At 62.7% G+C, this 1,885-nt stretch carries 2 protein-coding genes and 1 pseudogene; 2 read left to right on the forward strand and 1 reads right to left on the reverse strand.

All coding sequences use genetic code 11. The annotated features are described in order from the left end of the window. Window positions 1–137: GntR family transcriptional regulator (locus EN742_RS33615; protein ID WP_245492459.1), on the reverse strand; the 137-nt coding region annotated here is incomplete at its 3' end. 338 nt (window positions 138–475) lie between these two features. On the opposite strand from EN742_RS33615, the gene EN742_RS33620 reads away from it, so the two are divergent. Next, window positions 476–1,603 carry a BMP family ABC transporter substrate-binding protein gene (locus EN742_RS33620; RefSeq protein WP_126058171.1) on the forward strand — a complete coding sequence of 376 codons (1,128 nt, stop codon included), beginning with the start codon at window positions 476–478 and terminating at the stop codon, window positions 1,601–1,603. 22 nt (window positions 1,604–1,625) lie between these two features. Next, a pseudogene (locus EN742_RS33625) lies at window positions 1,626–1,885 on the forward strand (ABC transporter permease); the annotation flags it as partial.

The following is a 1,885-nucleotide window of genomic DNA, read 5'->3' on the forward strand; positions in this document are numbered from 1 at the left end:
ATGGCGCTCAGATGCCCGAGCGCCTCGCGGACGGGCGTGCGCGAAACGTCGAAGCGGGCGGCTAGCGAGACCTCGTCGAGCCTTTCGCCGGGGCGCAGATAGCCGGTGACGATGCGGTCCGCGATCGCCCTCACCATCTGATCCACGGTCGTGCCCGACCTGACCAAGCTGCGCTTTGCCGACACGTCTCCTCCGTCCAGTTTGTTGCAGGCAGACCCGCGAGGTGGACGGCTCCCGGGCTGAATTTCGACTCAAGGCTGCACCTGTATGCCTAGATTTTAACCTCAATGTCAAACTGGTCATTTATCAGGCAAAAAGTGCATGCACTTGCCTTGCGTTTATGCAGAGCCTCTAAACCCACACATTGATTTTATTGCGAAAAAGCAAGCTTTGAAACTGGCACAGTGATTGCATGCACTTTTCCAGTGGATAGCAACCGGCCCGGAGATCGGGTCCAAAAAGGGGAGCATTCGATATGACCGCGAGATTCAAACTTAGCCGCCGCGATCTGCTCAGGACCTCCGCCGCCGGAGCGGCGCTCGGTCTGGCCTCGGCAGCCTTTCCGATCCGCAGGGCGTTCGCCGCGTCGGCGACCGTCGGCTTCATCTATGTCGGCCCGAAGGACGACTACGGCTACAACCAGGCGCATGCAGAGGGCGCGGCGACGCTGAAGAGCATCGAGGGCATTTCCGTCGTCGAGGAAGAGAACGTTCCCGAGACGGTCGACGTCCAGAAGACGATGGAATCGATGATCAACCTCGACGGCGCCTCGCTGATCTTCCCGACCTCCTTCGGCTATTTCGATCCGCATATGCTCGCCATGTGCGCGAAGTTCCCCGACGTGCAGTTCCGCCATTGCGGCGGGATGTGGAACAAGGACAAGCACCCGATGAACGCCGGTTCCTATTTCGGCTATATCGGCATGGGCCAGTATCTGAACGGCGTCGTCGCCGGTCACGCCTCCAAATCGAAGAAGCTCGGCTTCGTCGCCGCCAAGCCGATCCCGCAGGTCCTGCTCAACATCAATTCCTTCCTGCTCGGCGCCCGTTCGGTCGATCCGGCGATCACCTGCCAGGTGATCTTCACCGGCGAATGGTCGCTGGCGGTCAAGGAGGCCGAGGCCACCAACGCGCTGGTCGACCAGGGCGCCGACGTCATCACCTGCCATGTCGACAGCCCGAAGGTGGTGGTCGAGACGGCCGCCGGCCGCGGCGCCTTCGTCTGCGGCTATCACGCCAACCAGAGCCCGCTGGCACCGGAGAAATACCTGACCGGAGCGGAATGGAACTGGGCCAAGGTCTACAAGATGTTCGTCGATGACCTCATCGCCGGCACGCCGCTGCCCAATTTCACCCGCGGCGGCCTGGCCGACGGCTTCGTCAAGATGAGCCCGCTCGGGCCCGCCGTGAACGAAGTGGCCCGCAAGCAGTTCGACGGCACGCTAGCCGACATGATGAAGGGCGGCTTCTCCGTCATCAAGGGCCCGCTGAAGAGCAACAAGGGCGTCGTCGTCGCCACTGGAGGCCAGGCCTTCGCCGAGACCGCCATCGAGCTTGAAAGCATGGACTATCTCGTCGAGGGCGTCGTCGGCTCGACCGCCTGAGCCGACTAAGGGAGTCGGGACGATGACGGACACGGTGAGCAGCGCGGACATGCCGGCCATTCTCGGTGCCAAGGGATATCGGGCGGCGCTCGAATGGACCGCCAGGCGAGCTGAGGCGTTTGTCATTCCGCTCGCGGCGCTGGTCGTCGGCATGGTGCTGTTCAGCCTGTTCGTGGCGCTGGTCGGCAAGTCGCCGGTCCAGCTATACGAGACCATGTGGCGGGGCGGCTTTGGGTCCTGGTTCTCGATCCAGAACTCGCTGTCGCGCGGCGCTCCGCTTCT

Origin of the sequence: Mesorhizobium sp. M4A.F.Ca.ET.020.02.1.1 (assembly GCF_004022645.1) — a bacterium.
GTDB lineage: Bacteria > Pseudomonadota > Alphaproteobacteria > Rhizobiales > Rhizobiaceae > Mesorhizobium.